Origin of the sequence: Solitalea lacus, from assembly GCF_022014595.1 — a bacterium.
Taxonomy (GTDB): Bacteria; Bacteroidota; Bacteroidia; order Sphingobacteriales; family Sphingobacteriaceae; genus Solitalea; species Solitalea lacus.
Genome location: NZ_CP091740.1, coordinates 3,507,729 through 3,525,105, shown reverse-complemented (window position 1 = coordinate 3,525,105; position 17,377 = coordinate 3,507,729). Strand labels below are relative to the sequence as shown.

Here is a 17,377-nt window from a genome sequence, read left to right as displayed (position 1 = left end):
TTTGACACTCAGTGAAAAACCATGTTTCTGTGGAAAACTTTTGTGGTAAAATGTGGGAGTAAGTGGAAATAATAGCTACCTTTACATTGCTATTTTGGAGAAGGACCACTTACATGACGCAATTTATCGGAGAATATGACTGCAAAGTTGATCCCAAAGGAAGGGTAATGATACCTGCTGGGCTCAAAAAGCAGCTTCCTCAGGAGGCGTTGGATAAGTTTGTGATTAACAGAGGTTTTGAAAAATGTTTGGTCCTTTATCCGTATAATGTTTGGCAAAAAATCAGTGCTGAAGTCAACAAGCTGAATCTGTATAATCAAAAGAATAGGAATTTTGCACGTTATTTCTTTCGTGGAGCAACAGAGCTGACGCTGGATGCGAACGGTCGGGTGCTCTTTCCAAAGTCATTGTTGGAATATGCCGGTATTAGCACTGACTTAGTGTTGTTTCCATATTCCGATAGAATTGAAGTTTGGTCGAAAGAAGCATATGATGACCTGTTAAATGAAGAACCTGAGGATTTTGCATTGTTAGCAGAGGAAGTAATGGGTGGAGCAACTGGAGAAAGGAGTGAACATGAGTTATCATAAACCGGTAATGCTACAAGAATGTCTGGATGGATTGAATATCAATCCTAATGGAGTTTATGTTGACGTTACATTTGGAGGTGGAGGGCATTCAAAGGCTATTCTTGAAAAATTGGATAAAGGAACATTGATTTCTTTTGATCAGGATCCTGATGCAGAGGCCAATGCTCCTGTGGACGATCGTTTCATCTTTGTTCCTCAGAATTTCAGGTACTTAAAAAAGTTTTGCAAGCTAAACGGCTTTCCTAAGGTTGATGGCATTTTGGCTGATCTAGGAGTTTCTTCTCATCAGTTTGATAGTGCAGAGCGTGGCTTTTCAATCAGGTTTGATGCAGACTTGGATATGCGCATGGATCAGTCGTCAGAACTGACGGCCCAGAAAGTTATCAATGAGTATGATGAGGCTGATTTGCACCGTATTTTTGGTATGTACGGAGAAATTATCAACTCAAAAACGCTGGCCAAAACGATTGCAGTTGCCCGTTTGAGGGAGCCGATTAATACCATAGCGCAATTAAAGGAAATTGTAAAACCTTTGGTTAAGCGTGGGAAAGAAAATCAATATTATGCCCAGTTGTTTCAGGCGATTCGAATTGAAGTAAATCAAGAATTAGAGGCGCTTCAGGAAATGTTGGAACAGTCAGTTGAGATATTAAATCCAGGTGGTCGTTTGGTAGTGATGTCTTATCACTCATTGGAGGATCGCATGGTTAAGAATTTCATCAATAAAGGGAAGTTTAAAGGTGACGTAGAAAAAGATTTCTTCGGAAATGAAATAAAGCCTTTTGAACAGTTGACCCGCAAAGCAATTGTTCCTACGGCAGAAGAGATCAAAGAAAATAATCGTGCGCGCAGCGCCAAGCTCAGAATAGGAATGAAGTTGTAATATGAGCGAACGAATGCAAAATACACTGAGGGATGACCTCGAGCCCAAGTTAAAAGAGACTCCAAAGGAGCCTAGGACGCTACCTCGTAATTTCTTTACCTTGCTTCTGAAAGGCGAGTATATCTCTGAAGAGAAAGCAGTATCGTGGTTGCCGTATTTTGTGTTCTTAGGTTTTGTTGCCTTGTTTTATATCACCAATCGTCATTATGCCGAGCGAAACATAAGAACGATAGATAAGGCTAACAAAGAGCTGAAAGAGCTGCGATGGGAGTATATGACAACCAAAGCAGAGTTGATGTTTTTAAGCAAGCAGACTGAAGTTGCTGCTCGTGCCGAAAAAGTAGGATTAAAAGAGTCAATAGAGCCACCCAAAAAAATAGTAATTAAAGAGGATGAAAATTAAGACTGACATATTGCTTCGTGTGTATGTAGCCTATGCTGTCCTGTTTCTTTTCGCTTTTGCTATTGTGTTCAGGATTTGCCAGCTACAATTTGTACAAGGTGGAAAATGGGCAAAAATGGCCGATAGTCTTACCACTAAATTTATGAATGTGGAAGCGGTTCGCGGAAGCATTTATTCCGATGATGGTAGTTTGATTGCCACGTCCATGCCTGAGTATGAAATACGCATGGATGTTAATGCCGATCCAATCACTGACGAGATTTTCAAAGATAAAGTTGATTCATTAAGTCGCAGTTTAGCAAATTTATTTCAGGATAAAACAACTGATGAATACATCAGATCGTTGAAAAAGGCCCGTGCCGAGGGTCAACGTTACTTTTTAGTTCAACGTAAAGTCGATTTTAACGAATTAAAACAATTGAAAACCTTCCCGATTTTTAACATGGGTAGGTACAAGGGAGGTTTAATTGTTCTTCAAAAGAACAAAAGGATTCTTCCGTTTAAGTTATTGGCATCAAGGACGATTGGGTATTATGTGCAAGACGTAAAGCCAGTGGGGCTGGAAGGAGCATATAATGAATACATTTCTGGCAAAACCGGAAAGCGTTTAATGCAACGTATTGCAGGTGGTGTATGGATGCCGGTAAATGATGATGTTGAAATTGCTCCCGTTGACGGTAGTGATATTATATCAACCTTAAATGTTAATATACAAGACGTTGCCCAAAATGCTTTGCTTAAACAGCTGGTTGCCCAAAATGCTGGTAGTGGTACCGTTATATTAATGGAAGTTGCCACTGGGGAAATTAGAGCAATCGCCAATTTGCAACGTGTAGCACCCGGGCAATATGAAGAAAAATACAATACGGCCATAGGATCAGCAACAGAGCCCGGATCTACTTTTAAACTTGCTTCTTTCCTGGTGGGTTTAGAAGATAAGAAATTTGACCTAGATGATACAGTCGATGTAAGTAAAGGGTACAGAGTGTTCAGAAAGCGGGTCATGCGAGATTCCCATACCATTAAAGACAAAGGACTGACTATGCAAGCCGTTTTTGAGCAGTCATCAAATGTAGGTACTTCTGTAGCTATTTGGAAAGGGTATAAGGATCAACCGGAGAAGTTTGTGGAAGGTTTGGAGCGTTTAGGATTGGGTAAAAAGATGGGTATACAAATTCCTGGTGAAGCTCGTCCGCATTTTAAACATACCGGAGATAAAGATTGGTATGGAACTACGTTGCCTTGGCTTTCTATAGGGTATGAGCAAACCATTACACCAATGCAAACACTTTGCTTGTACAATGCGGTTGCTAATAATGGAAGGATGGTGGCCCCTAAATTTGTTAAAGAAATAAAACATTTAGGAAAAACTATTGAAAAGTTTGATACCAAAGTCTTGGTTGAAAAAATCGTATCCGATGAAACCCTTGATAAAGCACGCACCTTGCTGGAAGGTGTAGTGCAAAATGGATCGGCTAAAGTGCTAAGCACTTCAGTATTTCCTATTGCCGGCAAAACGGGTACAGCACAAATTGCAAATGGTAAACTCGGGTACCGTGGAAATTTACGTTACCAGGCTTCTTTCTGTGGGTACTTTCCTGCAAATAACCCAAAATATTCAATGATTGTGGTTATTAATGAGCCTACAAACAAATTGTACTATGGTGGCGCTGTCGCAGCTCCTGTATTTAAAGAAGTTGCAGATAAGGTTTATGCCACTCAATTGGAGATTCATCAAGGGGTTGAAAAACAATATGCTTTAAACCCTAAAGAGGTACCAATGGCCAAAGTAGGGTACAGAACCGAAACGGAATATATATACAATAAGCTTGGTATTTCTTATAGTGATAAGACCAAGGGGAACTGGGTGAAAATTAGTCAACAGGACAATTCTGTGGTGATGAATGAGGCAGAAGTTCCTGAAAATGTGGTGCCAAGTGTTGTTGGTATGAGTTTGCAGGACGCTATTTATATTTTAGAAAATGCCGGTTTAAGAGCCGTTGCCAGAGGTAGTGGTAAAGTAGTAGGACAGTCAATATCGGCTGGATCACAACTTGTTAAAGGTAGATTTATTGGGTTAGAACTAAGGTAAATAATGAAACAGCTCAATTCATTAATAGAAAATATTTCAGTAATAGATATAAAGGGAACTTTAGATGTAAATGTATCGTCTATTGCCTTTGATTCTAGAGCCGTATCGCATGGATGTTTGTTTGTTGCCGTTAAAGGTACAACGGTAGATGGACATAATTTTATTGAACAGGCGGCAGGTAAGGGTGCTGCTGCCATTGTTTGTGAAGAGTTTCCGTTAACTATTTTGCCTGGTGTTACTTATATAAAAGTTGATGACAGTCATGCGGCTTTAGGATGGTTGGGAACGGCCTTTTATGGTAATCCATCCGGTCAGTTAAAATTGGTAGGCATTACTGGAACCAACGGGAAAACCACTTGTGCTACTTTATTATTTAATCTTTTCAGAGGTCTGGGATATAAATGTGGATTAATTTCTACCGTTCAAAACCAGATTGAGGATTTGGTAATTCCATCAACGCATACCACGCCGGATGCTATAGCTTTAAACGGGCTATTGGCTCAGATGGTTGAGCAGGCCTGCGATTACGTGTTTATGGAAGTTAGCTCTCATGCTGTTGCCCAAAATCGAATTGCGGGTTTGGCTTTTACCGGTGGTATTTTTACCAATATTACACATGATCACCTCGACTTTCATAAAACCTTTGACGAATACCTGAAAGTTAAAAAGACATTTTTCGACCATTTACCTGCCAGGGCATTTGCATTAAGCAATGTGGATGATAAGCGCGGAATGGTAATGCTTCAAAATACCAAGGCCAAAAAGAAAACTTACAGCCTTCAAAATATGGCTGATTTCAGGGCTAAATTACTCGAAGATCATTTTACGGGAATGTTGCTCAATATAGATGGAGCTGAAGCTTGGTTTAAGATGGTGGGTAAGTTTAATGCCTATAACTTACTGGCCGTTTATGCTACGGCCATATTATTAGGAGAAGATAAGCAAAATGTGTTAAGCGTTTTAAGCAACTTGAAAGGGGCAGAGGGACGTTTTGATTATTTGGTAGCACCAAATAAAGTTGTTGGTATTGTTGATTATGCCCATACTCCAGATGCTGTTCAGAATGTATTGGAAACCATTTTAGAAGTTCGTCGTCCTTCTGAAAAGGTGATTACAGTTATTGGATGTGGAGGTGACAGGGATAGAGCTAAACGTCCGGTAATGGCTAAGGTAGCCTGTGAATTCAGTGATAAGGTAATCCTTACTTCTGATAATCCACGTACAGAAGATCCTCAGATAATAATTAAAGAAATGGAGGAGGGGGTTCCGGTATTTAAAAAGGGTTCCACCGTTTCTATTCTAGACCGTCGTGAGGCAATTAAAACGGCCTGCATGCTTGCTCAATCCGGAGACATTATTCTGCTTGCTGGTAAGGGCCATGAAAAATATCAGGAGATCAACGGGGTGAAGCATCATTTTGATGACAAGGAAGAATTGCTGAATCAATTTAAGAATTTGAAAAACTAACAGACAATAGAAATAAACCAAGCAATGTTATATTACTTATTCACCTGGCTTGATAAAGAATACGACTTCCCCGGAGCGGGAGTGTTTCAATATATTTCATTCCGTACGGCTATGTCGGTAATTGTATCCTTGATTGTTACCACAGTTTATGGCCGTCGTTTAATTAACTTGTTGCTTAAGTTGCAGGTTGGCGAAACAGTACGCGATTTAGGGTTGGCTGGTCAGAAAGAAAAACAAGGGACCCCAACTATGGGTGGATTGATCATCCTTAGCGGGATTCTGATTCCAACCTTGTTGTTCGCCAAATTAAATAATATCTACGTGATCTTGATGATTATTACCACGGTATGGATGGGAGGAATCGGGTTTTTGGATGACTATATTAAGGTATTCAAAAAGGACAAGGAAGGCTTGGCCGGCCGTTTTAAAATTTTGGGTCAGGTAATAATTGGGTTGATAGTTGGGATTACCATGTATTACCATAAAGACGTGGTGATTCGCGAAAAACTTCCTCAAAATCAAACTCAACAAGTGCAAAGCGTTGATGCAAAAGTGATTAGTTCAAGTCACTTTGGTCCTGATATGAAATCAACCAAAACCAATGTTCCATTTTATAAAAACAATGAATTTGACTATGGTAAGGTGTTGAAGTTTTTACCGGATTATGAAAAGTACACTCCGTTTATATTCATTTTGGCGGTAATTATAATTATTACTGCTGTTTCCAATGGAGCCAATATTACTGACGGAATTGATGGGCTGGCTACAGGAACCTCTGCCATTATTGGGGTTGCCTTAGGTATTCTGGCTTATCTTTCAGGTAACTTAATTTTTGCTGATTATCTGAATATCATGTATATCCCTGATTCAGGTGAATTAATGGTATTTGCAGGAGCCTTTATTGGTTCTTGTATTGGTTTCTTGTGGTACAATGCATTTCCGGCCCAAGTGTTTATGGGAGATACCGGTAGTTTGGCTTTAGGAGGTATCATTGCCACTTTCGCAATCATCATTCGTAAGGAATTGCTGATTCCTGTATTATGCGGGATCTTCTTAGTTGAAAATCTTTCGGTGATTATGCAGGTTTCATACTTTAAATTCACTAAGAAAAAGTACGGAGAAGGCAGAAGGATTTTCCTTATGTCACCGCTGCATCATCATTTTCAAAAGAAAGGCTATCATGAATCTAAAATCGTAACCCGTTTTTGGATTATCGGAATTATTCTAGCCATTGTTTCTATTGTAACCTTAAAACTGCGTTAATAATGGCCGCAAAAGATAAAATAGTCATTCTTGGCGCGGGAGAAAGTGGAGTTGGAAGTGCGATACTGGCTCAAAAGCAAGGGTTTGATGTTTTTGTTTCCGATTTCGGAGCCATTGCAGAAAAGTATAAAAATGAACTAGCTGCTAGAGGAATCCGCTTCGAAGAACAACAGCACACAGAAGAAGAAATTCTATCAGCTAAAGAAGTTGTCAAAAGCCCGGGCATACCAGATAAAGCTCCGATTATTAAGAAGATCGGCGAAAAGGGCATCAATATCATTTCTGAAATAGAGTTTGCAGCTCGTTATTCTAAGGCAAAAACGATTTGCATAACAGGCAGTAATGGTAAAACCACCACCACAATGCTTACCTATCATATCCTGAAAAAAGCAGGACTTAAAGTAGGGTTGGCAGGTAATGTGGGACAAAGTTTTGCTAAGCAGGTTGCTGAAGAAAATTATGATTACTATGTACTTGAGCTGAGTAGCTTTCAGCTAGATAATATGTATGAGTTTAGGGCTGATATTGCCATTTTGTTAAATATCACTCCCGACCATCTTGATCGATATGATTATAAAATGCAGAATTACGTTGATTCAAAATTCCGCATTACACAAAACCAGACAGAGGCTGATGCTTTCATTTATTGTTTAGATGACGAAGAAACGATGAAGGAAATGGCAAGACGCCAATTTAAGGCCCGTTTGTATCCGTTCTCTCTAGAAAACAAGGTAGAACAAGGGGCTTACCTAACCAATGAAACAGTTAACATTCAAACCGATAAAACTACATTTAGCATGAACATCTCAGAATTAGCATTGCAGGGAAGGCACAACGTAAGTAACTCAATGGCAGCAGGAATAGCAAGTAGACTACTTGAAGTTCGCAGTGACAGCTTACGCGAAAGCTTAGGTGACTTTCAGAATGTGCCTCATCGTTTAGAACACGTTGCTAAAATACAAGGTATTGAGTTTATTAATGACTCAAAGGCAACCAATGTAAACTCCGTATGGTTTGCTCTTGAAAGTATGCATACGAAAGTTGTTTGGATTGCTGGTGGTGTTGATAAAGGAAATGATTATTCAATGCTTTTTGATTTGGTGAAAGACAAAGTAAAAGCCATTGTTTGTCTTGGTAAAGACAACAAGAAGATTCATGATGTCTTTGAAGACAGGGTAGAAATTATTGTCAATACAGGGTCTGCGCAAGAAGCAGTTAACGTTGCTTACCACCTGGCTGCAAAAGGTGATACCGTATTACTTTCTCCGGCATGTGCAAGTTTTGACTTGTTTAAAAGTTATGAAGATCGTGGTGATCAGTTTAAAGCTGCCGTAAAAGAATTGTAGGCTTCTTATAGGTTTTTAGATAAAAGGTATTAATCAATTAAAAATACATTCTGTTTGCATAGAGAGAATGTGGAAATGTTGATAGATTTTATTCATAAAAAAGAAGATTATTTAACATTTTAAGGCTCAACAATAAAACCGAGCCTGTTTTAAAGTAATCCTTAACGAAACAGGTATAAATGAATTGGATTTTACAACAAACTAAAGGTGATAGATGGATATGGTTGGTGGTGTTTGCATTATCAATGATATCGGTATTGGCTGTTTACAGCTCTACTGGTACATTGGCCTATAAGAATGATGTAAATCCTTTTCACTTCCTAATTAAACATGGAACCATGATTGTTGCCGGACTGGCCATCATGTATTTTGCCCACTTGCTTGATCACCGGTACTATTCACGCATTGCGCAGTTGCTATTATGGGTTTCCATTCCACTTTTAATGTACACGTTGCTTTTCGGTAGCAGTATCAATAATGCTAGTCGTTGGGTGACACTTCCTATAATCAATCAAACGTTCCAGTCATCAGACTTAGCTAAGTTAGCTTTGTTTATGTATTTAGCTCGTGCGCTAACTAAAAGACAAGAGAAGATTAAGAATTTTAAGGAGGGGTTTCTTCCAATTTTTATAGCGGTAATAGGCATTTGTGGGTTAATAGCTCCGGCAAATCTCTCAACCGCCTTAATGATTTTTGGCACCAGTATGCTCTTACTACTTATTGGTAGGGTGAGTTTTACACAAATGGCCATAGTAGGGATTGCGGGTGCTGTTTTAGTGGCCTTTGTTGTCTTCTTTGGTCCTCGTAAAGGAGTTTATAAAGCTCGTGTTGAAGCTTTCTTAAATCCGGAGATGGTACATTCTGATAAAAACTATCAGAGCGACCAGGCTAAAATTGCTATAGCAACCGGAGGAGTGACAGGTAAAGGTCCTGGAAACAGTACGCAACGAAACTTTTTGCCGTCACCCTATGCAGATTTTGTTTATGCAATAATTATTGAAGAATATGGCTTGATAGGCGGACTGGTTATTTTAGCTTTGTACCTCGTTTTTTTATACCGTTGTGTCAAGATTGTAACACGAAGTCCTAAGGCGTTTGGGGCCTTGTTAGCAGCAGCTTTAAGCTTTAGTTTGGTTATTCAGGCATTTGCCAACATGGCTGTTGCAACTAATTTATTTCCGGTAACAGGAGTGGCTCTTCCGCTTGTGAGTATGGGGGGGACATCGATCCTGTTTACCAGTGCTGCGTTTGGGATTATCTTAAGTATAAGTAGAGATTTGGAAGAGAGTGAAAAGGCTCCTCTTGAAGAAGCTAAATCAGCGTAAATTATTTTAATAACAGATTTACAATATCGTTAACACGAAATGAGTAACAAACAATATAAAATAGTAATAAGTGGAGGAGGAACAGGAGGTCATTTGTTTCCTGCAATGGCTATTGCTGAAGCATTGAAACAATTAGAGCCATCTGTTGAGTTATTGTTTGTTGGAGCTTTAGGGAAAATTGAAATGGAACGTGTTCCTGCTGCCGGATATAAAATTATTGGGTTGGATATTAGAGGGTTGCAGCGCAAGTTTACGGTTGATAATCTGATGTTTCCGATTCGTTTAGCAAAATCTCTTTTCAAATCATTCAATATTATAAATGAATTTAAGCCGGATGTTGCTGTTGGGGTTGGTGGTTATGCCTCGGGCCCGTTACTATATGCGGCAAGTGTAAAAGGTGTGCCTACGGTAATTCAGGAGCAGAACTCTTATCCGGGTATCACCAATAAATTACTGGCTAAACGAGCGGAAAAAATTTGTGTTGCCTATGAAGGAATGGAGCAATTTTTCCCTTCGGACAAAATTATGCTAACAGGGAATCCTGTGCGTCAGGATATTTTGGATATATCTGGCAAAAAAGACGAAGCAGCTAACTTTTTCGGTTTAAGTCGTCAAAAGAAAACAATTTTTCTTACCGGCGGCAGTCTAGGGGCGCGTACACTTAATGAAAGTATTCTTACGCATTTGCAAGAGTTTAAGAATCAGGATGTTCAGTTGATTTGGCAATGTGGTAAGTTCTATTATAATTCTATCAAACAGCAGTTTAATGAACAGGAATATCCTAATGTAAAGCTGCTTGAATTTGTATCACGGGTTGATTTAGCTTATGCTTTAGCTGATGTGATAATCGCACGAGCTGGAGCTAGCACTATTTCAGAATTGTGTCTGGTTAAAAAACCTTCAGTTTTGGTGCCTTCGCCAAATGTGGCCGAAGATCATCAAACCAAAAATGCAATGGCTTTGGTTAACAGAGATGCTGCAGTTTTAGTAAAAGATGCTGAAGCTAAAAGCAGTTTGGTCGCCATTGCGCTTGGGTTGCTCAATGATGATGCAAAGAAGGGAAAACTGAGCAAAAATATAGCAGACCTTGGGCTCCAAAATTCAGCGCAGGTAATTGCAAAAGAGATTTTAAAATTAGTAAAGAATTAAATAAGTAAATCTTATACGGAAGATTATAAGGTATGAAACTGGCAACTATTAATAAGGTTTATTTAATCGGAATTGGCGGAATTGGTATGAGTGGTCTGGCCAGATGGTTTAAGCATCGTGGGTGTGTGGTTGCCGGCTATGATCGTACTGAAACACCGTTGACAACTGAGTTAGTCAGTGAAGGAATTGATGTGACATATGTCGACGAGGTATCTGCTATTATTTCTCCTTTTAATGGTTCTGATGTTTATTCAGATACCTTGATAATTTTCACCCCTGCTATTCCTAAGGATAGTCAGATCTTTAACTTCTTTAAAAATGTAGGTTATGATTTGCAGAAGCGTTCACAGGTTTTGGGAATAATCAGTGAGGGGAGTTTCTGTATTGCCGTTGCCGGTACCCATGGGAAAACAACAACTTCAACGATTATTGCCCATGTTCTGAAAGATTCAGGCTATGATTGTTCTGCCTTTTTAGGAGGAATCAGTTCGAACTATAATACCAATTTGTTGTTGGGTGAAAATAATGTAATGGTAGTTGAAGCAGACGAGTTTGATCGTTCATTTTTAACTCTTCACCCTGATATAGCTGTTGTTACTTCTATGGATGCAGACCATTTGGATATTTATGGTGATGCTTCGCATTTGCATGAGTCGTTTAACTTCTTTGCTGCTCAGTTAAGTTCAGATGGCTTATTGATTCATAAGAAAGATTTGCCATTAACCCGTAAAGGAGTTTCGTACGCTGTTAATAATACTTCTGCTGATATTTGTGCCGAAAACATAAGAATAGAAGACGGAAATTATTATTATGATTATGTTTCCTCTGACTTGATTATCAAAGATTTGTGTTTGGGTTTGCCTGGTTTGCATAATGTTGAGAACTCTGTTGCGGCCGTTCGAGTAGCGCTTGAATTAAAGATTGATGAGGAAAAGATTCGTAAAGCATTGGCTTCATTCAGAGGTGTGAAACGCCGTTTTGAATACATTATTAAGTCAGACAGTTTGATCTATATTGATGATTATGCTCATCATCCTGAAGAGCTGAATGCCTGCTTGAATTCAGTAAGACAACTATATCCGGACAAAAAGATTACGGTTGTGTTTCAGCCGCATTTGTATACCCGTACGCGTGATTTTGCTACTGGTTTTGCAGAAAGCTTAAGTAAGGCTGATGAACTTATTATGCTCGATATATATCCAGCTCGTGAGTTGCCAATTGAAGGAGTTAACTCCCAAATGATATTGGATATGGTTACAATCAGCAATAAAAAGCTAAGCTCAAAATCTGATTTAGTCAACCTTATAAATAAAAGAGAGACAGAAGTACTGGTAACCGTTGGTGCCGGTGATATTGATACATTGGTTGAACCTTTGAGAGTGAAGTTGAGCTAAATTTTAATGCTTGTCTATGAGCGATGATCATGGCTTAAAATAAATATGAAAAGAATAAACTGGAAACGAGTATTGATTTTAACCTGCTGGGCTGTATCCCTGGTAGGGGTAAGCGTGCTGTTAAGTTTCGTTTCCAATAAGCAGGATAAGATAGTGTGCAAGGGAGTGAAAATTGTTATTGAAGGGAAAAACTTTCTTGTTGAAAAGGGAGATATACTTGCACTGATGAATAGGGTGCTGCCTCAATTTGTTTCTCATCCCTTAGATGAAATTCCTGTAGAGCAAATTGAACGGGCGGTAAAGTTGAATCCTTATGTTGAACGGGCTGATATTTTTATTGATTTAGACGGGATAGTAAGAGTAAATGTTAAACAGCGCGAACCGGTAGTTCGTATCATCAATAAAAGTTTTCAAAGCTTTTATGTGGATAAAAACGGGAGGAAAATGCCATTGTCGCTCAATTTTTCGCCTAGGGTTGTGGTTGCCAATGGGAACATTGATGAGCAACCGGCAATGAATGATACATTAAAAACAAAATTGGCTAAGGATATTTTTGCTTTAGCTCAATTCATTGGAGCTGATGAAAACGAATTTTGGAAAGCACAGATTGTGCAGGTTTTTGCAAATAGCAATGCTGAGCTAGAACTGATTCCAAGAGTAGGGAATCATCGGATTTTACTTGGAGATACTGAAAATTTATCTGAACGAATGAATAACCTGATTGTATTTTATAAGAAAGCTCTTCCCCGTGTTGGATGGGAGCGTTACAAAGTCATTAATATAAAATATCAGAATCAGGTAATAGGAGTAAGAGATACGTTGGCGAAGCAATACATTACATCAACCGATACATTAAAAACAGACAGCACAAGAATTAATTAGTTATGGAGAACTCAGACATAGTTGTTGGATTAGACATTGGTACTACAAAGATCTGCGCAATTGTTGGACGCAGAACCGAGCATGGAAAGATTGAGGTGTTGGGCATGGGTAAAGCCGATTCTCCTGGCGTTAGCCGGGGTACGGTTACCAATATCGAGAAAACCGTACGCGGAATTCGGGAGGCAGTAGAAATGGCCGAGTTGAAATCGAATGTAGAAATTCGTGTGGTGAATATAGGTATCGCTGGTCAGCATATAAAAAGCCATCAGCACAGGGGGATGTTAACCCGTAGTAATACCGCTGATGAAATCAGTCATTCTGATGTTGATAAACTGATTTCTGACATGCACAAATTGGCAATGAATCCGGGTGAGAAAATTATTCATGTATTGCCTCAAGAATATGTGATTGACAACGAGCCAGGTATTATAGATCCTGTTGGGATGTCGGGGGTTAGAATGGAAGCAAACTTTCACATCATCACCGGTCAGGTTACATCGGTTCAAAATATAATCAAATGTGCAGGTAAGGCCAGCTTGGAATATGATGATATTATTCTGGAGCCGCTGGCATCTGCAGAAGCTGTTTTGAGTCCTGAGGAAAAAGAAGCCGGAGTGGTGCTGGTGGATATTGGTGGGGGTACAACAGATGTGGCAATTTTCTATAGAGGCATAATTCGTCATACAGCGGTTATTCCTTTGGGAGGAAATATCGTTACTGAGGATGTTGTTGAGGGATTGTCAATATTAAAGGCACAAGCAGAGGTGTTGAAAACTCGTTTTGGATCAGCTCTGGCTGATGAAAACGCTGAGAATGAAATTATTTCAATTCCTAGTCCGGTAAAAGGTCGTCAGCCTAAAGAAGTGTCTGTAAAAAATCTGGCCTATATTATTCAGGCTCGAATGGAGGAAATAATTGAACATGTATATTATGAAATACAGTGTTCAGGATATGAGAAGAAATTGATTGCCGGAATCGTATTGACCGGTGGTGGTGCTCAGTTGAAGCATTTGCCTCAATTGGTTGAATACATTACCGGATTGGATGCTCGCATTGGATATCCGAATGAACACATTGCCAAATCTAATCATGCTGAAATTGCAAGTCCAATGTATGCAACAGGTATAGGATTGGTAATTAAGGGGTTGCAAACGCTAGAGGAGGATCGTGTTAAGAATGAAAATACTTACACTGTGGATAATCAATCGCATCAACCACAGGCTGATCGCAAGCAATGGTTGAAGAAGTTTATTGACCCGATTAAGGACTTTATTAGAGAGGACATTGACGATAAAGATTACTTGAAATAGGAGTCTGGAAATAGGAAAATCCAAAGTAGAGCATACTTATACGATGGGAAGCGTGGATAAAATGTCAATAATTATCAACAATGTGCCGGGTTTTCCACAATGGGGGGTCCTAGGCTTAAAAAAGGGCATTTAAATCGCTATAATTACATTGTAAAATGAAATCACTGGTTTACGTAGCTTAAACATCTGGATAATGGAATTCGAAATGTATAAAGAAAAATCATCAATTATTAAGGTAATTGGTGTTGGAGGTGGAGGTGGAAATGCAGTTAATCACATGTACCGTCAGGGTATTAAAGGGGTTGACTTCATTATCTGTAATACCGACGCCCAAGCATTAGAGCTAAGTCCAATTCCTAACAAAGTGCAATTGGGGGCTAGTTTAACGGAAGGGCGTGGGGCAGGTTCTATTCCCGAAGTTGGTAAAAACTCAGCTATTGAAAACGTAGATCAAATACGTGACATGCTGGGCAGTAATACAAAAATGGTGTTTATCACTGCAGGAATGGGTGGAGGTACAGGTACAGGAGCGAGCCCTATTATTGCTAAAGCGGCAAAAGAGATGGGCATTCTTACCGTTGGTATTGTCACAACGCCATTTAAATTTGAGGGGCCACGACGAAAAGTTCAGGCCGAACTCGGATTGGAAGAGTTAAAGAAAAATGTAGATACCTTACTGGTGATTTCCAATGAAAAGGTGCGCCAAATGTGTGGAAACTTAGAGCTTGCTAAAGCATTTGCCCAGGCAGATAATGTATTAACCACAGCATCAAAAGGTATTGCTGAAATTATAACAGTTCCTGGTTACATTAACGTTGATTTTGAAGATGTTAAAACTGTAATGAAGGATAGCGGAGTGGCCATTATGGGTTCTTATGCAGCCGAAGGTGAGAACAGAGCACGTAAAGCGGTTGAAGGCGCAATGGCATCTCCATTATTGAACGATAATGAGATTGAAGGTGCTCGTTATATTCTGCTAAATATTACTTCTGGACTTAAAGAAGTATTAATGGATGAGGTAACAGAGATTACCGATTACATTCAATCTAAAGCAGGATCGACGGCTGACATTATTTGGGGTAACTGTAATGATGAATCTTTAGGAGAAGCAATTTCGGTAACTTTAATTGCTACAGGTTTCACTACTCGTTCTGAGCGTGAATCGTCTCAGATAAATAATACAGTTGTTGTGGAACAACCTGTAAATCAGGAACCGGAACGCATAGTAATTAGCTTGCATGACGATCATCAACAGCCTGCCAATGAGACTGCTGTAAATACTTTAAAGAATAAGTCATTAGAGCCTTCAATTAAAGTAGTTGAGCAGCCACAGGTACAAGCTAATCCTACGGTACAGCCTGTATCAGGGCCATTAAGACAAGTGTCAATGTTTGATTTATTTGGTGTTGAATCCAATGAATCAAACGCGCCTTCGAATACATTTGAATTCACCGTAAGTAATAAGATTAAAGAAAGTGTTAAAGTAGAGGTAAGCCCTGAGCCAGAACCTGAACAGTCAATTCAGCCAACTAGTTATGCTGATGAGGATCTGTCAGAAGAAGAGATCATGCGCCGTAATCTTCAATTGTCGCGTGAGCGCATCATGAAGTTGAAGAATTTAAGTATTCGTTTAAATAGCAATAGTGGGTTAAATGAGCTTGAAAACGTACCGGCCTATGTGCGTAAAAATATGAAATTGAAAGAAACGCCACATTCGTCAGAACAACATATCTCTCGATTTACACTATCGTCCGATAATGACGGTACAGAAATTCGCCCAAATAACTCGTTTTTACACGATAATGTTGATTAATTAACATTTAATGAAAATAAGAATCCCGGTTTTACCGGGATTTTTTATAAATTTCGCGCTCAAATTTACTACTAGTAAATAAATTGTAATCAAACCATTAATTAGTAACCTAGTTGACAATCCTGCAGTTAACCTTTATTTTTGCAAGTTTACTAGGATTTAACATTAAATTTTAAAGCATTGGATATTTTTGAGAAGATCAAGGAGAAAAGAGGACCAATCGGGCAGCATTCAAAATGGGCTCATGGTTATTTCGCATTTCCTAAATTGGAAGGCGAAATTGGCCCTCATATGATGTTTCGCGGTAAAGAACACCTCGTTTGGAGTTTGAATAACTATCTGGGTTTGGCCAATCATCCCGAAGTGCGTAAAGCGGATGCTGAAGGTGCAGCTCAATATGGGTTGGCATTGCCAATGGGTGCCCGTATGATGTCGGGTAACTCCAACAATCACGAAGCTTTAGAAAAAGAACTTGCAGAATTTGTAGGTTTTGAAGATGCATTCCTATTAAATTACGGATATCAGGGCATGTTATCAATCATTGATACATTGGTTGATCGTCATGATGTTATCGTTTATGATGCTGAATCACACGCATGTATTATTGACGGTGTTCGTTTACACCAAGGCAAACGCTATGTGTACACTCATAACGATATGGAAAGCCTTGAAAAACAATTGCAACGTGCAGAAAAATTAATTGAAGGTACTTCTGGTGCTATTCTGGTTATTACCGAAGGTGTATTTGGTATGTCAGGTGTACAAGGAAACCTTAAAGATATTGTTGCACTTAAAGAAAAATACAACTTCAGATTATTGGTTGATGATGCTCATGGTTTCGGAACAATGGGTAAAACAGGTGCCGGTACACATGAGGAGCAGGGATGTATTGAAGGTATAGATATTTATTTCGGTACTTTCGCAAAATCAATGGCGGGAATTGGCGGCTTTGTTGCCAGTTCAGAGCAGGTTGTTGAATTTTTACGCTATAATATGCGTTCTCAGACTTTTGCCAAATCTATCCCTATGCCTATGGTGGTGGGTTTACGTAAACGTTTAGAGTTGCTGAAATCGAATCCTCAATTAAAGGAAAATCTTTGGAAAATTGTTAATGCCTTACAGGGTGGTTTAAAGGAGCTTGGTTTCGATATCGGTAAAACCAATTCTCCTGTAACTCCAGTGTTTATGCATGGTTCATTGACTGAAGCTACCAACCTTATTGTTGACTTGCGTGAGAATTATGGTATCTTCTGCTCTATTGTAACTTATCCTGTAATTCCTAAGGGATTATTGATGTTACGCCTAATTCCTACAGCGGCGCATAGCCTTGAAGACGTAAAACGTACATTAAGTGCATTCAGCGAGGTGAAAGTGAAATTAAGCGAAGGACAATACAAGGAAACAGTAGAATTTGCTGCTCCGCGTTAATCTTAAAGTTTATATTTAATATTTAAAAAAAA

At 39.1% G+C, this 17,377-nt stretch carries 14 protein-coding genes; all 14 read left to right on the top strand.

What is annotated here, in order from left to right:
- The first annotated feature begins 113 nt into the window (after positions 1–113).
- The 14 genes from mraZ (at position 114) to L2B55_RS15055 (ending at position 17,345) form a co-directional block, all read left to right on the top strand.
- Positions 114–590 carry a division/cell wall cluster transcriptional repressor MraZ gene (gene mraZ / locus L2B55_RS15120; RefSeq protein WP_237847006.1) on the top strand — a complete coding sequence of 159 codons (477 nt, stop codon included), beginning with the start codon at positions 114–116 and terminating at the stop codon, positions 588–590.
- On the top strand, positions 577–1,473 hold the full coding sequence (gene rsmH / locus L2B55_RS15115; RefSeq protein WP_420854509.1) for a 16S rRNA (cytosine(1402)-N(4))-methyltransferase RsmH: 897 nt from the start codon (positions 577–579) through the stop codon (positions 1,471–1,473). Before mraZ ends, rsmH begins: the two co-directional genes overlap by 14 nt.
- A gap of 13 nt (positions 1,474–1,486) precedes the next feature.
- A complete protein-coding gene (locus tag L2B55_RS15110) occupies positions 1,487–1,876 on the top strand; it encodes an FtsL-like putative cell division protein (protein ID WP_237847004.1) in 390 nt (129 codons plus the stop codon).
- The gene (locus L2B55_RS15105) at positions 1,866–3,968 is read left to right on the top strand and encodes a penicillin-binding protein (protein ID WP_237847003.1); all 2,103 of its coding nucleotides are present in this window, start codon (positions 1,866–1,868) and stop codon (positions 3,966–3,968) included. Before L2B55_RS15110 ends, L2B55_RS15105 begins: the two co-directional genes overlap by 11 nt.
- Before the next feature lie 3 nt (positions 3,969–3,971).
- A complete protein-coding gene (locus L2B55_RS15100; RefSeq protein WP_237847002.1) occupies positions 3,972–5,435 on the top strand; it encodes a UDP-N-acetylmuramoyl-L-alanyl-D-glutamate--2,6-diaminopimelate ligase in 1,464 nt (487 codons plus the stop codon).
- A gap of 24 nt (positions 5,436–5,459) precedes the next feature.
- Positions 5,460–6,698 (top strand): phospho-N-acetylmuramoyl-pentapeptide-transferase, encoded by a 1,239-nt coding sequence (mraY, locus tag L2B55_RS15095; protein ID WP_237847001.1) that lies wholly within the window; start codon positions 5,460–5,462, stop codon positions 6,696–6,698.
- 2 nt (positions 6,699–6,700) lie between these two features.
- A complete protein-coding gene (murD, locus tag L2B55_RS15090) occupies positions 6,701–8,044 on the top strand; it encodes a UDP-N-acetylmuramoyl-L-alanine--D-glutamate ligase (protein WP_237847000.1) in 1,344 nt (447 codons plus the stop codon).
- A gap of 179 nt (positions 8,045–8,223) precedes the next feature.
- A complete protein-coding gene (locus tag L2B55_RS15085; RefSeq protein ID WP_237846999.1) occupies positions 8,224–9,369 on the top strand; it encodes an FtsW/RodA/SpoVE family cell cycle protein in 1,146 nt (381 codons plus the stop codon).
- Positions 9,370–9,408: 39 nt separating this feature from the next.
- Positions 9,409–10,518, top strand: a complete 1,110-nt coding sequence (gene murG / locus L2B55_RS15080; protein ID WP_237846997.1) for an undecaprenyldiphospho-muramoylpentapeptide beta-N-acetylglucosaminyltransferase — start codon at positions 9,409–9,411, stop codon at positions 10,516–10,518.
- A gap of 32 nt (positions 10,519–10,550) precedes the next feature.
- Positions 10,551–11,912 (top strand): UDP-N-acetylmuramate--L-alanine ligase, encoded by a 1,362-nt coding sequence (gene murC, locus L2B55_RS15075; RefSeq protein WP_237846996.1) that lies wholly within the window; start codon positions 10,551–10,553, stop codon positions 11,910–11,912.
- 45 nt (positions 11,913–11,957) lie between these two features.
- Entirely contained in the window at positions 11,958–12,794 is an 837-nt protein-coding gene (locus L2B55_RS15070) for a cell division protein FtsQ/DivIB (RefSeq protein WP_237846994.1), read from the top strand.
- A 2-nt stretch (positions 12,795–12,796) separates the two neighbouring features.
- The gene (ftsA, locus tag L2B55_RS15065; RefSeq protein ID WP_237846993.1) at positions 12,797–14,104 is read left to right on the top strand and encodes a cell division protein FtsA; all 1,308 of its coding nucleotides are present in this window, start codon (positions 12,797–12,799) and stop codon (positions 14,102–14,104) included.
- A gap of 193 nt (positions 14,105–14,297) precedes the next feature.
- The gene (gene ftsZ, locus L2B55_RS15060; RefSeq protein WP_237846992.1) at positions 14,298–15,917 is read left to right on the top strand and encodes a cell division protein FtsZ; all 1,620 of its coding nucleotides are present in this window, start codon (positions 14,298–14,300) and stop codon (positions 15,915–15,917) included.
- A gap of 180 nt (positions 15,918–16,097) precedes the next feature.
- Positions 16,098–17,345 (top strand): aminotransferase class I/II-fold pyridoxal phosphate-dependent enzyme, encoded by a 1,248-nt coding sequence (locus L2B55_RS15055; protein WP_237846991.1) that lies wholly within the window; start codon positions 16,098–16,100, stop codon positions 17,343–17,345.
- Positions 17,346–17,377 lie beyond the last annotated feature (32 nt).

Excerpts from the sequence above, each read along its gene's own strand:
- L2B55_RS15070 (WP_237846994.1), top strand. The coding sequence starts at position 11,958 with ATGAAAAGAATAAACTGGAAACGAGTATTGATTTTAACCTGCTGGGCT.
- ftsZ (WP_237846992.1), top strand. The coding sequence starts at position 14,298 with ATGGAATTCGAAATGTATAAAGAAAAATCATCAATTATTAAGGTAATT.
- L2B55_RS15105 (WP_237847003.1), top strand. The coding sequence starts at position 1,866 with ATGAAAATTAAGACTGACATATTGCTTCGTGTGTATGTAGCCTATGCT.
- murC (WP_237846996.1), top strand. The coding sequence starts at position 10,551 with ATGAAACTGGCAACTATTAATAAGGTTTATTTAATCGGAATTGGCGGA.
- mraZ (WP_237847006.1), top strand. The coding sequence starts at position 114 with ATGACGCAATTTATCGGAGAATATGACTGCAAAGTTGATCCCAAAGGA.
- mraY (WP_237847001.1), top strand. The coding sequence starts at position 5,460 with ATGTTATATTACTTATTCACCTGGCTTGATAAAGAATACGACTTCCCC.
- L2B55_RS15085 (WP_237846999.1), top strand. The coding sequence starts at position 8,224 with ATGAATTGGATTTTACAACAAACTAAAGGTGATAGATGGATATGGTTG.
- rsmH (WP_420854509.1), top strand. The coding sequence starts at position 577 with ATGAGTTATCATAAACCGGTAATGCTACAAGAATGTCTGGATGGATTG.
- murD (WP_237847000.1), top strand. The coding sequence starts at position 6,701 with ATGGCCGCAAAAGATAAAATAGTCATTCTTGGCGCGGGAGAAAGTGGA.
- L2B55_RS15100 (WP_237847002.1), top strand. The coding sequence starts at position 3,972 with ATGAAACAGCTCAATTCATTAATAGAAAATATTTCAGTAATAGATATA.
- murG (WP_237846997.1), top strand. The coding sequence starts at position 9,409 with ATGAGTAACAAACAATATAAAATAGTAATAAGTGGAGGAGGAACAGGA.
- L2B55_RS15110 (WP_237847004.1), top strand. The coding sequence starts at position 1,487 with ATGCAAAATACACTGAGGGATGACCTCGAGCCCAAGTTAAAAGAGACT.
- ftsA (WP_237846993.1), top strand. The coding sequence starts at position 12,797 with ATGGAGAACTCAGACATAGTTGTTGGATTAGACATTGGTACTACAAAG.